The 17,385-nt window shown below is 49.2% G+C and carries 11 protein-coding genes and 2 pseudogenes; 6 read left to right on the plus strand and 7 right to left on the minus strand.

From position 1 onward, the window contains the following. The first annotated feature begins 13 nt into the window (after positions 1-13). Both BJF97_RS29845 and BJF97_RS29850 read left to right on the plus strand, forming a co-directional pair. Positions 14-2,059: a DEAD/DEAH box helicase gene (locus BJF97_RS29845; protein WP_032669192.1), complete on the plus strand. Its 2,046-nt coding sequence runs from the start codon at positions 14-16 to the stop codon at positions 2,057-2,059. Then, positions 2,052-3,230 carry a GIY-YIG nuclease family protein gene (locus BJF97_RS29850; RefSeq protein ID WP_032416088.1) on the plus strand — a complete coding sequence of 393 codons (1,179 nt, stop codon included), beginning with the start codon at positions 2,052-2,054 and terminating at the stop codon, positions 3,228-3,230. The genes BJF97_RS29845 and BJF97_RS29850 overlap by 8 nt, the downstream gene beginning before the upstream one ends. A 281-nt stretch (positions 3,231-3,511) precedes the next feature. Here BJF97_RS29850 and BJF97_RS29855 read toward each other — a convergent pair. Further along, positions 3,512-3,727, minus strand: a pseudogene (locus tag BJF97_RS29855) (IS5/IS1182 family transposase); the annotation flags it as partial. Positions 3,728-3,812: 85 nt separating this feature from the next. Between BJF97_RS29855 and tnpA the strand changes: the two are divergent. From tnpA to tnpC, 3 genes are read left to right on the plus strand one after another with little or no spacing between them, the layout of a single operon-like run. Then, entirely contained in the window at positions 3,813-4,220 is a 408-nt protein-coding gene (gene tnpA / locus BJF97_RS29860; RefSeq protein ID WP_015632445.1) for an IS66-like element accessory protein TnpA, read from the plus strand. Continuing rightward, complete coding sequence (gene tnpB / locus BJF97_RS29865) at positions 4,217-4,567, plus strand: IS66 family insertion sequence element accessory protein TnpB (RefSeq protein WP_032414478.1); 351 nt, start codon at positions 4,217-4,219, stop codon at positions 4,565-4,567. Before tnpA ends, tnpB begins: the two co-directional genes overlap by 4 nt. 29 nt (positions 4,568-4,596) lie before the next feature. Then, on the plus strand, positions 4,597-6,186 hold the full coding sequence (gene tnpC / locus BJF97_RS29870) for an IS66 family transposase (protein WP_060415438.1): 1,590 nt from the start codon (positions 4,597-4,599) through the stop codon (positions 6,184-6,186). Between the two features lie 9 nt (positions 6,187-6,195). Here tnpC and BJF97_RS29875 read toward each other — a convergent pair. Next, positions 6,196-6,993, minus strand: a pseudogene (locus BJF97_RS29875) (IS5 family transposase); the annotation flags it as partial. A 2,107-nt stretch (positions 6,994-9,100) separates the two neighbouring features. Beyond that, a complete protein-coding gene (locus tag BJF97_RS29880; RefSeq protein ID WP_040210162.1) occupies positions 9,101-10,180 on the minus strand; it encodes a RepB family plasmid replication initiator protein in 1,080 nt (359 codons plus the stop codon). A gap of 52 nt (positions 10,181-10,232) precedes the next feature. On the opposite strand from BJF97_RS29880, the gene BJF97_RS29885 reads away from it, so the two are divergent. Continuing rightward, positions 10,233-11,237, plus strand: a complete 1,005-nt coding sequence (locus BJF97_RS29885; protein ID WP_001567384.1) for an IS110-like element IS4321 family transposase — start codon at positions 10,233-10,235, stop codon at positions 11,235-11,237. Positions 11,238-12,489: 1,252 nt separating this feature from the next. On the opposite strand, the gene BJF97_RS29890 is transcribed toward BJF97_RS29885, so the two are convergent. The 4 genes from BJF97_RS29890 to BJF97_RS35275 all read right to left on the minus strand — a co-directional run bounded on the left by BJF97_RS29890 (position 12,490) and on the right by BJF97_RS35275 (position 17,344). Further along, positions 12,490-13,281, minus strand: a complete 792-nt coding sequence (locus BJF97_RS29890; RefSeq protein WP_004026443.1) for a hypothetical protein — start codon at positions 13,279-13,281, stop codon at positions 12,490-12,492. Positions 13,282-13,601: 320 nt separating this feature from the next. Next, positions 13,602-13,955 (minus strand): hypothetical protein, encoded by a 354-nt coding sequence (locus BJF97_RS29895; RefSeq protein ID WP_046654924.1) that lies wholly within the window; start codon positions 13,953-13,955, stop codon positions 13,602-13,604. A 9-nt stretch (positions 13,956-13,964) separates the two neighbouring features. Then, entirely contained in the window at positions 13,965-16,325 is a 2,361-nt protein-coding gene (locus tag BJF97_RS29900) for a hypothetical protein (RefSeq protein WP_226650520.1), read from the minus strand. A 56-nt stretch (positions 16,326-16,381) separates the two neighbouring features. After that, positions 16,382-17,344 (minus strand): hypothetical protein, encoded by a 963-nt coding sequence (locus BJF97_RS35275; RefSeq protein ID WP_226650521.1) that lies wholly within the window; start codon positions 17,342-17,344, stop codon positions 16,382-16,384. Positions 17,345-17,385: the final 41 nt, after the last annotated feature.

A 17,385-nucleotide genomic window follows, 5' to 3' on the forward strand; every position in this document is an offset into this window, starting at 1 on the left:
AAGGAGCCAACATATGAGCGTCAAGATCAATTCAGTACCATCCGTTTCCGTTACTTATGCACGCAACGGAGCATCGACCAAGGCTAATGCCCTTGGGATGCGCCCTATGCAAGAACGGGCCTATGAGAAGCGCGGAGAACAATATCTTCTCATAAAGTCGCCGCCCGCCTCTGGCAAGAGTCGTGCGCTGATGTTCGTCGCACTCGATAAACTCGCAAACCAGGGGATCAAACAGGCAATCATTGTCGTGCCGGAAAAATCTATTGGCGCGAGCTTCAACGATGAACCACTATCGCAGTTTGGATTCTGGGCTGATTGGCATGTCGAACCTAAGTGGAACCTATGCAACGCGCCCGGTAACGACAACGGTGGCAAGGTAAGAGCTTTCGGCTCTTTTCTTGAAAGTAGCGACAAGGTGCTTGTTTGCACACACGCAACCTTTCGCTTCGCGGTCGATGCCTACGGCGTAGAAGCGTTTGACGATCGCCTGATCGCCGTCGATGAATTCCACCATGTGTCAGCTAACCCGGATAACAAGCTTGGTCAGCATCTGGGGCAGTTCATCGCGCGTGACAAGACACACATCGTTGCCATGACCGGCTCCTACTTCCGGGGTGATGCGGAGGCCGTTTTGGCTCCTCAGGATGAGTCCAGGTTCGATACCGTCACCTATACCTACTACGAACAACTCAACGGTTACGAATACCTCAAGCAACTTGACATCGGCTACTTCTTCTACAGTGGCTCCTACGTCGATGACATCCTTAATGTCCTCGATCCTGACAAGAAGACCATTATCCATATACCCAACGTCAATTCGCGCGAGAGCACGAAGGATAAAATTAAGGAAGTGGAACATATTCTTGGCGCGCTTGGCGATTGGCAAGGTGCGGATCCTGCGACAGGTTTCCAGTTAGTCAAATGCCGCGATGGCCGAATGTTGCGTATCGCTGATCTGGTGGACCCAACTAGCCAAGGCAAGATTCAGGAAAGCCTTCGAGCTGTAGAAATGAAGACAGACCGTGATTATGTGGACATCATTATTGCACTTGGTATGGCGAAGGAAGGTTTCGACTGGATCTGGTGCGAACATGCGCTGACTGTGGGCTACCGTGCTAGCCTGACTGAGATCGTGCAGATTATCGGTCGCGCCACTCGTGACGCTCCGGGTAAAACCCGCGCGAGATTTACTAACTTGATCGCCGAGCCGGACGCTGTAGAGGGCGCAGTTACTGAGGCAGTCAACGATACCTTGAAAGCTATCGCGGCGAGCTTGTTGATGGAGCAGGTACTGGCTCCGCGCTTCGAGTTTAAGCCCAAGAATCCAGAAAGCGGCCCGACTCCAGGCTTTGATTATGGTGATGGAGGATATGACCCGGATAGCTGCAATTTTGGTGTTAATGAGCAGACAGGGACGTATCAAATCGAGATTAAGGGACTTGCCGAGCCCAAGAGCAAAGAAGCGGCACGCATCTGCCAGGAAGATTTAAACGAAGTGATCGCGGCCTTTGTGCAGGATAAGCCCGCCATCGAACGAGGTCTGTTCGATGAAGAGCTTATCCCTGAAGAGTTAACACAGGTTCGTATGGGTAAGATCATCAAAGAAAAGTATCCTGAACTTGATGCTGAAGATCAGGAGGCTGTACGTCAGCATGCTATCGCCGCCCTTAACCTCACGCAGCAGGCCAAGCGTATTGTCAACGGCGAGAACGATGGGACGCTCAATACTGCCCTTATTGACGGAGTGCGTCGCTTTGCGATGGACGTACGCGATTTAGACATAGACCTTATCGACCGCATCAATCCCTTTGGTGAAGCCTACGCCATACTTGCTAAGACAATGAGCGAAGATAGCTTGAAGCAGGTCGCGGCGGCCATCTCGGCCAAGCGTACCTCGATCACGCCTGAAGATGCCAAAGTGATCGCCAAGCGTGCTGCTGAATTTAAACGTGAACGTGGGCGACTCCCATCGTTAACTTCGGCGGATGCCTGGGAAAAGCACCTTGCAGAAGGTGCAGCCGCGTTTATGCGTTTTAGGGCGGAGGGACGTTATGAGTAATTCTGATTTAGACGATTTGGCGGCAGAACTTGCTGAATTTGCACCACCGGAGAAGAAAAAAGGACGTCCAGCCAGCGAGGAACGCATCATCGCAGGTTTTGAGGAAATCCAGCGCTTCGCTGACCAACATGGACGTGCGCCGCAACACGGCGAAGAGCGTGAGATCTTTGAGCGCCTCTATGCAGTGCGGCTCGACCGGCTACGCAGTCTCCCAGACTGCCGTGCCTTGCTAGAGCCGCTGGATCATCAGGGCTTGTTGGCCGGAGGGGGGGATGGAGCGGAGTCAGCGGACGAATTTATCGATATCGATAATTTGGCTGCCGAACTGGCGGATGTTACCAGCGAGGACGATATCACAGTCTTGCGTCATGTTCGTGCTAGCGCCGAAAAGCGTGCTGTACAAGGGATCGCGGATCGCAAGCCGTGCGAGGATTTTGATACATTCAAACCGCTATTTGAACAGGTGCGCAGTGATCTAAGTTCAGGGTTAAGAGTGACCCGACCTTTTGGACAGTATGCAACGATTGAAGTGGGCCATTGGTTCATCCTGGATGGTCAAACGGCTTATGTGGCTGAGGAAGGTGAAGAGTTCGATTCGCCACAGGGGAAGAAAGATGCTCGGCTGCGTGTCATTTACTCGAATGGTACGGAAAGCAACCTACTTCGGCTGTCACTGGTTCGTGCTTTGTATAAAGACGAAACAGCACGCCGAATTACCGATCCAGACATGGGGCCTTTATTCAGCGATGCTCTAGAAGAGAGCGATCTAGAAAGTGGCACCATTTATGTGTTGCGTTCGCTATCTGATAACCCTTATGTAGCTGAACATCGTGATGTCATTCACAAGATTGGAGTTACTGGCGGCAAAGTTGAGGCGCGTATTGCCAATGCGGAACACGATTCCACCTATCTGTTAGCGAAGGTCGAGGTGGTAGCTTCATACAAGCTTGCAGGCATCAACCGCACCCGGATGGAAAACCTGTTTCACAGGTTGTTTGCACCCGCAAGGCTTAACATTACCATTAACGACCGTTTCGGCCATCCAGTACAGCCCGAGGAATGGTTTCTCGTTCCGTTATTCGTTATCGATGAGGCTGTTGCACGTATTAAGGATGGTAGCATCATTGGGTATGTTTATGACCCCATGTCTGCGAAACTGGTGAAGGCATAGTGAAGTGACACACTGAATTTGGCCACCTGTTCTGAGGTGAGTATATCACCTCAGAACAGCACAGGAAAAAAGATACTGATTTGAATGTGCCTATACTTTGCGATGTGAGGATCAATGAATAGTAACCTGACCAAGGGAAGGTGCGAATAAGCGGGGAAATTCTTCTCGGCTGACTCAGTCATTTCATTTCTTCATGTTTGAGCCGATTTTTTCTCCCGTAAATGCCTTGAATCAGCCTATTTAGACCGTTTCTTCGCCATTTAAGGCATTATCCCCAGTTTTTAGTGAGATCTCTCCCACTGACGTATCATTTGGTCCGCCCGAAACAGGTTGGCCAGCGTGAATAACATCGCCAGTTGGTTATCGTTTTTCAGCAACCCCTTGTATCTGGCTTTCACGAAGCCGAACTGTCGCTTGATGATGCGAAACGGGTGCTCCACCTTGGCACGGATGCTGGCTTTCATGTATTCGATGTTGATGGCCGTTTTGTTCTTGCGTAAGCGTCATCTCAGTACCGTCTGTTGAAATTTCCGGTGATTGACGATGATAGAGTCCTCTTATAAACGTTAATGGACTCTATCAATGTCAGATTCTCTTCGTCCCCGCAGGGTTCGTGCGTCTTACTCCATGGACTTTAAACTGGAACTTGTCGAAAAATCTTATCAGCCTGGAGCCTGCGTGGCCCAACTGGCCAGAGAACACGGGATTAATGACAATCTGTTGTTTACATGGCGCCAGCGCTACAGCCACCTTTTGCCCGATGAAATACAACGTTCAGTCAGTAAACCTGATGCTGTCATCCCTGTTGTGGTATCTGACATGTCCCTGTCACATCATGCAGAACCACACTATGAACCATCCGGTTCCGCTTACGGTGAGGTGATGACCTGCGAAGTGGCTGTCGGGAGCGCCAGTCTGCGCCTGACAGGGAACTTATCTCCCGCTATCCTGAAAACACTGCTTCGCGAACTGACCGGGAGGGGACGATGATCTCCCTCCCGTCTGGCACCCGTATCTGGCTGGTCGCCGGCGCCACCGACATGCGTAAATCCTTCAACGGTCTGGGCGAGCAGATACAGCACGTACTGGATGAGAACCCCTTCTCCGGCCACCTGTTCATCTTCCGTGGCCGCCGGGGTGATACCGTCAAAATTCTCTGGGCAGATGCGGATGGACTGTGCCTCTTCACCAAACGCCTTGAGGAAGGGCAGTTCATCTGGCCCGCCGTGCGCGACGGCAAGGTGGCCATTAGTCGCTCGCAACTGGCCATGCTCCTCGATAAGCTGGACTGGCGTCAGCCCAAAACACCCCGTCTTAACTCACTGACAATGTTGTAAAAAAAGCATGGCCGCATTATAAATGGGTCATGAGTCAGGACTATCTCGCCCGTATCACCGCGCTGGAAGAAGAACTTCGCCGGAAAGACAGCCAGCTCAGTCTCGTTGCCGAGACTGAGGCCTTCCTGCGCTCCGCGCTGACCCGCGCTGAAGAAAAGATCGAGGAAGACGAACGGAAGATAGAACACCTGAGGTCTCAGATAGAAAAACTGCGCCGTATGATGTTCGGCACCCGTTCTGAAAAACTGCGCCGCGAGGTGGCACAGGCCGAAGCGCTGCTGAAACAGCGCGAACAGGCGAGCGATCGTTACAGTGGGCGGGAAGACGACCCGCAGGTTCCCCGCCAGCTCCGTCAGTCCCGGCACCGTCGTCCGCTTCCGGAACATCTTCCCCGTGAGATACTCCGGCTGGAGCCGGAAGAAACCTGCTGCCCGGCATGTGGCGGTGAAATGGCGTACCTCAGCGAAGTCAGCGCGGAGCAGCTGGAGCTGGTTGCCAGCGCCCTGAAAGTGATCCGCACAGTGCGGGTAAAAAAAGCCTGCACAAAATGTGACGGTATCGTGGAAGCTCCCGCGCCGTCACGTCCTGTCGAGCGGGGTATCGCCGGACCGGGTCTGCTGGCCCGTGTGTTAACAGCCAAATACTGTGAACATCTGCCGCTGTACCGCCAGACGGAAATCCTTGCCCGCCAGGGGGTGGAGCTGAGCCGCGCACTGCTCTCCAACTGGGTGGATGCGTGCTGCCGTTTAATGGCGCCGCTGGACGAAGCCCTTTATCACTACGTGATGAACTGCCGCAAACTGCATACAGATGATACTCCAGTGCCGGTGCTGGCGCCGGGCAGGAAAAAGACGAAAACCGGGCGTATCTGGACGTATGTCCGGGATGACCGGAATGCCGGTTCGTCAGATCCTCCGGCAGCGTGGTTCGCGTACTCACCGGACCGGCAGGGAAAACACCCGGAGCTGCACCTTCGCTCCTTCCGTGGCGTCCTGCAGGCAGATGCCTTCGCGGGGTATGACCGGCTGTTCAGTACATCGCGAGAAGGCGGCGTGCTGACAGAGGCGGCATGCTGGGCGCATGCCCGCCGAAAAATCCACGACGTGTACATCAGCAGCCAGAGCGCCACGGCGGAGGAAGCGCTGAAACGCATCGGCGAACTGTACGCCATCGAAGCGGAAATACGCGGCATGCCGGAGACAGAGCGTCTGGCGGCCAGACAGTCGCGGAGTGCGCCGCTGCTGGCGTCACTGCATGAGTGGATGGTGGAGAAAAGTGCGACACTGTCGAAAAAATCCCGGCTGGGAGAGGCGTTCACGTATGCCCTGAACCAGTGGGATGCCCTGTGTTACTACTGCCGTGACGGTCTGGCGGAACCCGACAATAACGCCGCGGAGCGGGCGCTTCGCGCCGTCTGCCTGGGAAAGAAAAACTACATCTTCTTCGGGAGCGATCATGGTGGCGAACGTGGTGCACTGCTGTACGGACTGATCGGAACGTGCCGTCTGAACGGTATCGATCCAGAAGCGTATCTGCGCCACATCCTGAGCGTTCTGCCTGAGTGGCCTTCCAACAGGGTTGGTGAACTTCTGCCGTGGAACGTGGCTATACCTGCCTGACCAGTGTCAATACGGCGTCCGGTTAACGCTTACGTTCTTGCGCGGATGCTGCTTCAAGGTTTTTACCTTGCCGGGACGCTCGGCGATCAGCCAGTCCACATCCACCTCGGCCAGCTCCTCGCGCTGTGGCGCTCCTTGGTAGCCGGCATCGGCTGAGACAAATTGCTCCTCTCCATGAAGCAGATTACCCAGCTGATTGAGGTCATGCTCGTTGGCCGCGGTGGTGACCAGGCTGTGGGTCAGGCCACTCTTGGCATCGACACCAATGTGGGCCTTCATGCCAAAGTGCCACTGATTGCCTTTCTTGGTCTGATGCATCTCCGGATCGCGTTGCTGCTCTTTGTTCTTGGTAGAGCTGGGTGCCTCAATGATGGTGGCATCCACCAAAGTGCCTTGGGTCATCATGACGCCTGCTTCGGCCAGCCAGCGATTGATGGTCTTGAACAATTGACGGGCCAGTTGATGCTGCTCGAGCAGGTGGCGGAAATTCATGATGGTGGTGCGATCCGGCAGGGCGCTATCCAGGGATAATCGGGCAAACAGGCGCATGGAGGCGATTTCGTACAGGGCATCTTCCATGGCACCGTCGCTCATGTTGTACCAATGCTGCATGCAGTGAATGCGTAGCATGGTCTCCAGCGGATAGGGCCGTCGGCCATTGCCCGCCTTGGGATAAAACGGCTCGATGACAGCGGTCATATTCTGCCATGGCAGAATCTGCTCCATGCGGGAGAGGAAAATCTCTTTTCGGGTCTGACGGCGCTTAGTGCTGAATTCACTATCGGCGAAGGTGAGTTGATGGCTCATGATGTCCCTCTGGGATGCGCTCCGGATGAATATGATGATCTCATATCAGGAACTTGTTCGCACCTTCCATAGAGGATTTCATTACTCTGACCTGCCTTAATTTTTGATTATCTTTCTAACCAGATATCTTCTGCTTGTCCGAAACATAATTCACTCTTCCATACATACCCACCATATACTTGAAGTGTATCCTGATATGCAGTGGAGATTCTGGCTTAAGACGATAAATTGTCTTTTGAATAAAATTTATTTTCCTGCATGCTGGATACGGCGAATTTTCTGTTTATCTGGTACTGAAACTGGCGGCGTGCAGCCAGGGAATAGGATATGTATTCGTGCCCGCACTGCCTGCATTTACACATATAACCTGTACCTTTAGTTGCGAGTACTGATACATCTCCCCATCCGTTATGATCCAGACCCGCCCTTAAACGGTGCCAGTTTTTTTCATAGCAGGGCAAGCAGCGTAGGCTTCGATTTCTTCGGCAACGTCCACGTTCCCCCATATGCAGTTAAAACCCCTATTGTATTCGTGTCTGGCAGGAACAATTATACAGATTGAAACGTTGTGTAAAGCACCTATTTAGGAATTCCGTCCAAAAAATATTATATATATCATAAACATCCAATAATTACGGAAAGAGCTACAGAGGGTGACTGTGGCGTGAGTGATTGATCATGTTGTTCTGGTCTCGATATGGCCCACCAGCACAAATGTGTAGGGTGCCGGTGCAAGTATAAAAATGACTAGTGTGCCGACAACAGTGAGAAAAGCGGAAAAGTGACTTTTACGGGAGTACAGCATGGTCATAAACAACAGATCATCCCCCACAATACAGATATCTCTAAGAGGAATATGCTTCATATTTATGATGTAGTCTTATCATCTCTTTTTAAACTTTATGCGATTCATTAGAGACATACGGTCAAAACCATAACTATGCCTTAGACGCTGCCCTCTTTTCCTCGTCCCCCCCACCCCCTCCCATCGGTCAAAAAACAGCCGCAGTTATGTTGTCACACTGTTTATTTATACAGCATTGATATGTAATGACATTTTTTTGTTTACATCCCCAAAAAACGTTCCTTAGTTACGAAAAATGATTCGCTGACTCTGTAAAATTGTCCTGCCTGTGATTAGCAACGGATTACCGGAGCAAATCTGGTGAGGTTGTTTAACAAAGTTACTTTTGATTGCGATAAACCTTGCGTCAGTGCTGGAGGTCAGAGTAGGCCAGATGTACGAACGGATGCACAAAGAAAATGCCTTCGTTCCACTCTGTCCCTCTCTTCATCTATAGGCTCTTGCTTACACCTGGCGAAACCAATCTCGAACAGGGTTTATCGACAAAAGTAACTTTCCGTCCTGGTTATTTACCTGGGCAAAGCGATCTCTTAGAACGAACGAGCGTACAAGCGTTGTCCTGGAACCAGAACCGCACAACGCATAGAACACTTTCCGGCATAAAAGTAACTTTCTCAAAGTTGCGTTGTGACCAGAAAGTAAAACCGGAGAGTAGCTTTACGATAATCGACCCTTAGCATGCAACATAAGGCCCCGTTGATCTGGGCTCACTCGATGGCTTACGAGGTAACAAACATCGCAACTAACGGTAAGTTCGCATCCCTGTAAAAATGCATGGTGATACGTACGACGGTTAATCTTTTCACTTTTCATAGGATGAGCACAACAGCTATCTAACCATGTCAACCTACTTAAATTTCTCTTAATTTATTGTTTTATAATGTAAAACGCCACTATCTTTCTGGGGTTACCCTGATACTGTGAACGTACAACCGTTAATTCTTTCAGATTAAAGTGACAATCTGCGGGCTTTGCACGTCCATAGGAACGTACGACGGTTAATGTTTTGAGCTGGAGAGGTCGGATACGAATGACAACATACGACCGTTAATGTTTCTGATTGAACTTGTCTTGAATGAAGTTTATTTGCTGTAGTATCAGATAGTTACTGTGCTTTCGTGTAGAGAGGCAACAATGGACGTGTAGTTAAAAGTGCAGCAACAGCGATAAAAGTTACTTTTCGATAAAGGGACTATTCTTCCAGAGAGTCATCCCCCTCTTTTGTACGCCTGATTTCCTGAATTAAAGCTCCTCAAAATCGGCATCTTCGACTTCGGATTCCGGTTTTCCTTCCCTCTGCAACTTATCGAGGGCATCCAGAACGCCAGCAATCTCAGTTTCTGAGTAACCTGCAGCCTTCAGCATTTTAAGTTTATGTATCAGTGCATCGTCATCAGCTGGGTTATGTGCAGCCGGGACCAGGATGGTCTTTTTGGCATCCAGCGAGGGACTTCGTTTAAGTATGTGGAACTTTATTGACCGACCAATCTTCTCTTCTCTGTATTGCAAGTAACCGATTTGCTCAAGCTCCTTCAACGAACGGCGAATGATCATGTTCTGAGAGGCTACTGGGGACGTTAGCCGTAAACGGTCGCGAAAGCGTTTCATTGAGATTGGTGCAGGGTCTTTAGGTAGGCTGGCGAGGTAGGTATACAAGGCCTGGGCGGACTCTTTCCTTTGCAGATTATCAAGAGCCTTAAGGCGAAGATAAACCTTATAGTCAATCTGATAGAGCTCCTGAATCCGGGGATCTCCCTCTATCTCAATCTCATTGGTTTTTATGTTGTACCGTGCCCAGTTAATGAGGCCGGTCGTGAGGGTTGAATCTTCATTGCGGAACTGAAAAGTGACCATTTTCAGTTTAATCATCGAAGCATCGATACGTTGTTTCATGGGCTTATTCGACCTCGAGGGGTCAAACCCACAATTTTTAAGGAAGGTGCTAAAAGGAAGCTTAATCCTTCCTGAGTAATGGCCATGGTCATGTAATGAACGGACTATACCAAGCCATACACGGAAATCTGTCCCCATATCAAGACGAGGGCTGGATAGCGATATTTCTTTGTAGCCTTCACTGGATGCGATCTGCATATGCTGTAAATCGCGGGACACATCCATCGTAACCAAACCCTCTGGGAGGTTTTTCTTTGCTACGCCCGGAGGGGCCGGGACAAATACCCCAAGCCTCAACAAAGCAACAGGTTGAACGGTACCATTGTTACCAGGGGTAAAGTTAGTAACTTTACCCGTACCCCCTACGACATTGAATGAGAATGCGGCTTGTTCTTTGATTTCATTGTTAATTTTTAATGAGATGGTCACTCCCTCCTTCCCGGTACTATGCTGAGGACAGGCTTTCATTCGGAGAACTATCATGGAAAACATTGCGCTCATTGGTATCGATCTGGGTAAAAACTCTTTCCATATTCATTGCCAGGATCGTCGCGGGAAGGCTGTTTACCGTAAAAAATTTACCCGGCCAAAGTTGATCGAATTTTTGGCGACATGCCCCGCTACAACCATCGCAATGGAAGCCTGTGGCGGTTCTCACTTTATGGCACGCAAGTTGGAAGGGTTGGGGCATTCCCCAAAGCTGATATCACCACAATTTGTCCGCCCGTTCGTTAAAAGCAATAAAAACGACTTTGTCGACGCCGAAGCTATTTGTGAAGCTGCATCGCGTCCGTCTATGCGTTTTGTGCAGCCCAGAACGGAATCTCAGCAGGCAATGCGGGCTCTGCATCGTGTCCGTGAATCCCTGGTTCAGGATAAGGTAAAAACAACCAATCAAATGCATGCTTTTCTGCTGGAATTTGGCATTAGCGTTCCCCGAGGAGCTGCCGTTATTAGCCGACTGAGTACCATTCTTGAGGATAATAGTTTGCCTCTTTACCTCAGCCAGTTATTGCTGAAATTACAACAGCATTATCACTATCTTGTTGAGCAGATTAAAGATTTGGAATCCCAGTTGAAACGAAAGTTGGACGAAGATGAGGTTGGACAGCGCTTGCTGAGCATTCCCTGCGTCGGAACACTGACAGCGAGTACTATTTCAACTGAGATTGGCGACGGGAAGCAGTACGCCAGCAGCCGTGACTTTGCGGCGGCAACAGGGCTTGTACCTCGGCAGTACAGTACGGGAGGTAGGACGACATTGCTGGGAATTAGTAAGCGAGGTAATAAAAAGATCCGAACTTTGTTGGTTCAATGTGCCAGGGTATTCATACAAAAACTGGAACACCAGTCTGGCAAATTGGCCGATTGGGTCAGGGATTTACTGTGCCGGAAAAGCAACTTTGTCGTCACTTGTGCTCTGGCAAACAAGCTGGCCAGAATAGCCTGGGCCCTAACGGCACGACAGCAAACTTATGTAGCATAACGGCAGAAATACACCGGTTTAAAGAATTACTGATCTGGTTTTGCGAATACTGATATTGATGATACTAACGGCCCACCGGCCTGTTGAGGAACCTGTAAAACGGAAAGGCTCATTGAAGCCGTATATTTTCTGGAGGTTCATCAGGCGCGGAACTCATCAAGGCGCGGGAATAAAATCCCATTCAGACGCCGGATAGATTCAAGCAAGCCAACTTGTCGTCAAAATCGGTGTTGCAAAAACGGGAGTGACCATAGATTCCGTTTTCTTGTTCACAGTCATTCCTATCCTAAACATACGACCGTTAATGTTAAATCCCATTACTGTAGATCATCCAGCATACGACTGTTAACTAAAATCATTCATGTATTAATGAAACTCCATATGAACATTAACAAAAACACGTACGACGGTTAATCAAAAGTGTCGATTTTCTTATATAATTCAATTGGATACAGTGCCGGGGATCCTTTTGGTTTTTATGGGTTAGATCTAGGATCATATTGGGATCAATTATTGGTTATAGGGTGTGGATAACGGGGATAAGTGGCTGGACCCACAAAATCGTTTACAAACACAGCATTTGTCTCCTTTTAGGGGATTTGACCCCTAACTCTTACCGAAGCCGGATCCCAGATCGGAATAAACAACAACAAATATGCCGAAGACACAACGTAGATCACTGTCACACAGTTTAATAATTCGTTATTTATTAGTATGATAAGAACAAAACCAGTGGGTGTTGCCTCTCTGCAGGGTAGTGCTGGTGGTTGAGTTTCGGTACCTCGAACAGTGGTAATGATCGGATCCAGCGCAGAATGGTCGTCAAACACACCAGGATTAGTCGCAAATATTATACGTAGGTAGGTACCATTTTTCTAAGAAACGGCTTCTGAGAGCGATTACGGGCCTCTGAGAGGCTAGTTAACTAGCAGGCTGAACTAACTGAAAGGTTTTACCCTTAACGATCCAGAAAAGGATCCGAGTGATCCTGAGCACGTTCGCTTCCGGACGATAATCCAAAAATTGGGCTTTTGTGGATGGTTTGATGTCGTTAGAAAATGGTTATTTCAAGGATAAACGTAGCTACGAAAGCTATGGTTCGGGCCTTAGATTTCGTACAGCAAGGGGCGCAGAAGACAGCAAACGCTATCTGGCAATGTTTTCTGAACCCACCGGACCATGAATCGTACTACTCCTGGGACGGTCACCTGAAAGGTTGGGGCTGCACTGCTGCAGCCCCTCATTGGAGAAACTATAACCTTATGTTTGTAAGTTCCTTACGGCTATCTTCAATTTTTACCCGCGCTTCCTCAAATGCTAACCTTAACCAATCGCGGTCAAACCAACGTCGCACCGGACTATTTTTGTTAATTGAAACCAGTTCGGCGTAATGTTGTCCGTATACCTTTCCTGTGGTTCTTCCCCTCACGATTATTTCAAGATTCTTCAGTTCATATCTCCCGGTAAGAAGATCAGCTATGTATAAATCTTTACATTCATCATCCCAGGCATCTGATGTGTCCCAAAATTCCTCTTCGCTTTCGGTTACAATGATTTCGAAATTAGCTGTGGCACGTGACATAACAAGGTCGCCAGCATAGGAAGGGCTCATATTTTCATGGATTTTATAACCGTCATTTTCAAGCGTGCTACATATCTCCTCAATGCTCCCCTGGATACTATCCAGAACGTCATAAAAGCGATCTTCATACCCGATATCTTCCGGGTAATTTTCTAACAGGACTCGGATGGTATTTGCATGAGAATATCGGTACCCAAAACCGTTGCGTTCAAGGATGAGTTTTGTTTCGCTGTCTTTGATTACTTCGGCAACCTCTTCTGCCAGTTTTGCAGTGATATGATTATATTTCACCAGACCAGCCAGTAAGGACAATATTTCTTTGTCATGCAGCACGCCGTAAAATGCCACACCATCTCCCTGGCAGTAAGCTAATGAATAGTTCAGTTCCATATCGGCAGGCCATCCGCGAGCCAGCAGAGTGTTTTGACAGTGACGGTTAAACAGATTATTAAAAGCATTCATAGCGTATTCTCCTGCAATTTAGGATTGTGTGCGGCCTGACCTGTGCCGTGAGACAAACGCAGACGGGGAAAACAGAACGAAAAAGGGCGGAGAAGGAAGCCGCAGCTCAAAGTTTTTGCAGGCTGAATGCCTGTAAAAATTTTGAGACCGGGTGACTGAGACGGCGACAGCTTCCCTTTGAAGTGATGTGACCCGTCTAAAGTGGTCTCACGGCACAGGTCCCGGTTCCGGGTTTACCGGGACCGTGGGCCTGTGCTGGTGGATAGAACGAAATACTAAATTGCAGAGGGGTAAAATGGAGAAAAGTGGTTCTTGATGATTTACTCGTAACCGTATTTTATGGCGGCTTTTACAGCTGCATCATACAATTCCTCTTTAGCCACTTTTTCTTCTCCGCCACAATCAAGGGTCACAGTCCTGAAAGTTTCGGGGTCGGGTTCATTACGCGATTTTAACTGGCAAGATAAATATTCTTTCCCTATTGGCACCAGGCCTATGTTCCTGTCCTGCCAGCTGGAATAAGAAACGTAGGATGCACCGACAATGCTAAAGAAAACGAGAAAAATCCATTCTTTTCGGGTTAACAGGTCCTTACGGAAAATTGCGCCAGCGATAGTCATCACCGGCATAATCCAAACAACAATACTGGTCAAAACAAAGAACTTGCTAAACATAAAACTCCCCTAATACCACCTTTCGACAACGCCTTCTGGCGTGTTGAATCTGTCTTCGGAGATATTTTTCCTAACGGTATCCTTCTGCATGAGTATATGCATAATTGCCGCCTCCCTGCTATCGAAACTGTGTCTGGTAACTTGACTTACAGGTGCCTCGATATTGCTCAATGAAACGTTAGGGTCAGCGCCTTTTGGACAGATATCAAACCAGTGGTGAATACGGTAGATTTCACCACTCGATTTGATTACCGGCAGCGGCCCTTCTGACAACGACTTAGGTAGAATGACTTCGAATACATCAACGGCAGACTGCACCTGTAGATGTGAAGAACCAAGGAGTTTATCTATGATAAACTCACCATTATCGCTTTTAAGGTTATCGGCAATATAAATCCTGCGATGTAACCCGCGTTCCGCTTCAGCGAGGACAAAAAACAATCGGTTTTCAATTCGCTGAAGCTGGCTGTAGGCGCTGTAAGATAAAGGTCCATAATTCACGCTATCCATTTCAACATTGCGATCTGCACAGAACATGCCGATGTCGGGAGTTCTGTTCGTCATGCCCAATGCCAGCCTGTTCCCCCTAGTTTCAAGCCTTTCGAGCTTTCCTTCCGGGTGAGCAAAGCGTGAAACATATTCCTGATAAAGTTCCTTTTTCAGGCGTTCGCTGCTGTTGTGATAAAAATACCCAGCGGCCTCACTTTCTGTTGTGACGTAGATATACTGCCAGTCTCCCCGGTTAATGTAGATGCCTACCGGTATCATCAATCTCGGCTGCTGCACCTGGCCCCCGGTTTTGCGGTAATCATTCATTTCGCAGTAGGCCGTCATCCATTCACGTACCCCAGCCTCAAATTCTGAGGGGTTAGCCGGAGACAGTTTTCGGAGGTCCTCTTTGCCTGTCTCAATATATTCAAACGCTCTTTGCTTTTCGTGAAAGCTGGAGAACACTGATTTCAACCCTTTCCACTCATTGGCCTCCGGCCATTCATAGAGGGTTGTTTCGCAAACACTATTTTTGCTTAGCAACGCAGGTTTGCTGGAATCAAGAGTCAGCCCTTTTGCTGACATTTTAAAGGTCAGCAGCATGGCCCACTTATGTTTTTCCACGCGATCGTCACGTTCCTCGGCTGTAGGGGTAACATACAGAGCCAGTCTGGCATTTGTCGTGACTATAAGACGTAACGGTTTGCTACCCCGGGAGATGGCCATCTCCACTGCAGCCTCTCTATGGCTCAAACCGCGCCAGGCGATCAGGTCCATCATGCCAAGTAATGCTTTCCAGCTTTTCTCGTTGTCAATTCCTTCACTAAGCGGCTGACCTTTTTTGTCCGCCCGCCAGGTGATGACTGTCTTGTCGACGATTTCAGCACGATTAGTTTTAGTGCCTATGTTGCCATCCACCAGCGCTCTGATGAGCTTTTGCCGATAGGGCTTCTCCTGCTCTTCTTCCGCTCTCAGGACAGCTGAAAGGCGTTTGAAGAGCTTTATGTAGTACATAAAATTTTTACGGCTGGAACGGCTGTGGATGTAATAATCCAGATCATCGGCTTTAACCGCGTCCAGACAGAGGAATCCCACGCTGCAGGCGTCATCCCACGGATCACGCTGAAAATTAGTGAGGGATACTTTCGCATTAAATTCACGTACATCATTAGCCCGGGTGCGACGGTAGATATCTTTTTTGACCGGAACCTCCACGCAAATCTCATTGTTGCGGGTAAAGGCCACCGCCATTCCCTCATCATTGATGAAATCGGCGGTAAAATAATAGGATCGGTAACTGGTACCAGTATCGACTTTCACAACGCCCGGCGCGGTATTTGGTGTACAAACAGCTCTCCACTCGCAGAACACCCTTGAACCTGAGCGCAAATGGCTATTGGCCTGGGTTATATACTCCTCAATAGAGGGGCGCACTTTCGCATCAGGATCGTCCAGAAGGCCAGTACCATCATGATCATAAATGAATCGACAATACTTCTCCTGGAACGCCATAGAGACGAAACTTAAGCGGTCCTGAGGGTCGTAGAACTCGCCAAACAGCTTAAGCCGGTGGTCGAGCCCGCAGCACAGGATAAGAAACCGGTAATAATGCAGAGCAACCATCTCATGCGCTTTAAGCTTGTCAGTGTATGACACGTCATTGAACGTAACCTGCGAACCGTCAATGCCTCGAAAGATATTTCCCTGTTCATCGGTGGTTGGAAAAAGTGTATGAGCGCCGAGGTGAGACTCTACTCCAGAGTAAACCTGGAACAGCCGTTCGCCGTCCCGAACCATCAGAAAGACCGTCTGGTTTTTTGCATTGAGCTCCCAGTTAGCCCAACGGTCCTGATAATCAATATAGCGACGGGTAGTGGTCATACATACCACGCAGCGCCGTGACGGGAAGATCTGCTCCACCAGCCCTGGATGGTTGTTTAATGCATGGAAAAAAGTGGCAACTTTTCAAAATCAAACCATTCTCCTATATCGAGAAAAACAGCCGTTTCCTCATCGACGGCCAGCTTACGCTGTACGAACGTCAAGGGAATGTGTGGCGGTGCTGATTCACCCTCCCTGATAGTGTTCACCACCACATCTTTCCCGATGTAGAGGTCAAGGGACTTTATACCGTCCATCAGTTTATTCAGCGTTTCGCGACTTTCTTCGGCAATGGCAAGCTGGGCGGCAGCCGACTCTTCCAGATAGGGAGTAATAGCCATGACGGCTCTCGAAATCGCATTATTCTTTTCTTTAATCCAGTCGATTTGCGCCTGTGCGATTTCATGTCTGAACTCAACAGCCTGCTGGAGCTGTGCTATTTTGGCTTCATCGATACCTGATGACAGAGCTGTGCCAAGAGACGCTATCTCAGTTGATGAAGACAGCTCCATAACCATAGGAAGTTGCTTTTTGTCATCGCCTGGCGTCGATGAACTGGCTTTCTTTGCTTCAACCCTGCCGAGGAGTTCCGTACGCAGTGCTTCAGGATCAGACATGGTTTCGGTCATTTGCTGAGTCAGCTGGCTAACCCGGTTTTGAGCTGCAAGCAGTTCCTGACTCCGGATATCCTGCCCATCATCTGCAAATTCAAATTTATCCAGAAAGTCATTAAACAGAAATCGATGCTCTTTAAACGATTTCGTGGTGCGGCAGCTACGGCCAGCAGCATCGGTAAATTTGAAAACAAAGTCTTTGCCGTATTTTGACGGATGGGTGCGGAGGATCACAGTATGGAGTGCATTATCAACCCAGCGGAGCGACTCAATCAGCAACACTTCATCCTGTTCAATACATTGCTCAGGAATATCGTTTTTTGCGCGCCAGTATTGCCCTCCCTTGAGGGAGTGAAATTTATGAAGACGTTCCGGCTGTTGTTGGTGCGGGATAATGTCAGGCATATCGCCATCTCCTGTGATCGTTCACTCCGCAAAAGACAGAG

The sequence above is a fragment of the Klebsiella sp. LTGPAF-6F genome, from assembly GCF_001753185.1.
Lineage (GTDB): Bacteria > Pseudomonadota > Gammaproteobacteria > Enterobacterales > Enterobacteriaceae > Klebsiella > Klebsiella michiganensis.

Coding starts and splice junctions, on each gene's coding strand:
- BJF97_RS29885 (WP_001567384.1), top strand. CDS start 10,233: ATGGAAAACATTGCGCTCATTGGTATCGATCTGGGTAAAAACTCTTTC.
- BJF97_RS29890 (WP_004026443.1), bottom strand. CDS start 13,281: ATGAATGCTTTTAATAATCTGTTTAACCGTCACTGTCAAAACACTCTG.
- BJF97_RS29850 (WP_032416088.1), top strand. CDS start 2,052: ATGAGTAATTCTGATTTAGACGATTTGGCGGCAGAACTTGCTGAATTT.
- tnpA (WP_015632445.1), top strand. CDS start 3,813: ATGTCAGATTCTCTTCGTCCCCGCAGGGTTCGTGCGTCTTACTCCATG.
- tnpB (WP_032414478.1), top strand. CDS start 4,217: ATGATCTCCCTCCCGTCTGGCACCCGTATCTGGCTGGTCGCCGGCGCC.
- BJF97_RS29900 (WP_226650520.1), bottom strand. CDS start 16,325: ATGACCACTACCCGTCGCTATATTGATTATCAGGACCGTTGGGCTAAC.
- BJF97_RS35275 (WP_226650521.1), bottom strand. CDS start 17,344: ATGCCTGACATTATCCCGCACCAACAACAGCCGGAACGTCTTCATAAA.
- BJF97_RS29895 (WP_046654924.1), bottom strand. CDS start 13,955: ATGTTTAGCAAGTTCTTTGTTTTGACCAGTATTGTTGTTTGGATTATG.
- tnpC (WP_060415438.1), top strand. CDS start 4,597: ATGAGTCAGGACTATCTCGCCCGTATCACCGCGCTGGAAGAAGAACTT.
- BJF97_RS29845 (WP_032669192.1), top strand. CDS start 14: ATGAGCGTCAAGATCAATTCAGTACCATCCGTTTCCGTTACTTATGCA.